The 928-nt window shown below is 69.1% G+C and carries 1 protein-coding gene; it reads left to right on the forward strand.

Going from position 1 to position 928, the window contains the following annotated elements; all coding sequences use genetic code 11:
* Window positions 1–841 (forward strand): transposase (locus KUM38_RS28835; RefSeq protein WP_254397909.1); only part of this gene is annotated, 841 nt, incomplete at its 5' end.
* Window positions 842–928: the final 87 nt, after the last annotated feature.

Consider the following 928-nt stretch of genomic DNA (forward strand, 5'->3'; position numbering starts at 1 on the left):
GATCCTCGGCCGGCTCCGTTCAGACCGGGTGATGCGGCGTCCGAGACCCTCCCGCGAAGAGTTCCACCTGGCCAACCCCAAGGGCGGCCGGCCGCCCAAGCACGGCGGCGAGTTCGTCTTCGGTGACCCCACAACCTGGGGCACCGAGCAGGCCGTGACGGTCACGGACACCCGGCTCTACGGAAAGGCCACCGCACAGGCGTGGGACCGGCTGCACCCACGGTTGACCCGCCGGGCCGCCTGGCTCGACCACGACGGGCCGCTGCCCATCATCGAGGGCACCGTCATCCGCCTGGCCGTGGAGAAGCTGCCCAGCGGCGGAGTCAACAAGCCGGTCTGGCTGTGGTGGTCACGCACCGGCGCCACCAAAGCCCACGTCGACCGCTGCTGGCAGTCCTTCCTCCGCCGCTTCGGCATCGAGCACACATTCCGCCTGTTCAAGCAGACCCTCGGCTGGACCAAGCCCCGGCTCCGCAGCTTCGAAGCGGCCGACCGGTGGACCTGGCTGGTGATCGCCGCCTATGCCCAGCTCCGGTTCGCCCGACCGCTGGCCGCCGACCTCCGCAGGCCCTGGGAGAAGCCGACCAAGGCGAACAAGCTCACGCCCTCCCGCGTCCGGCGGGGGTTCAGGAACCTGCGTACGAAGACCGGCTCCCCAGCCGGCGCACCGAAACCATCTCGTCCCGGGCCCGGACGACCTCCGGGCTCGAAAAATCGTCAGCTGGCCACCCGCCATGAAGTGGGGAGAGTTCTCGCGACCGGCGAGGCATACACCCGTCCGGCCCATCACAACGTTGGCACCAAGCCTCGACGCCAAACGTCACACCCGCCCCGGCAGTGAGATCTCCGCGGCAGTCGGGTTGGATAGCGATGCGGCGTGACAGCCAGAAGCAGGGGGAGGAGATTTGTTCACGTTCCTTGTGCTGGG

The organism is Streptomyces sp. AC558_RSS880 (assembly GCF_019049255.1).
Classification (GTDB): Bacteria; Actinomycetota; Actinomycetes; order Streptomycetales; family Streptomycetaceae; genus Streptomyces.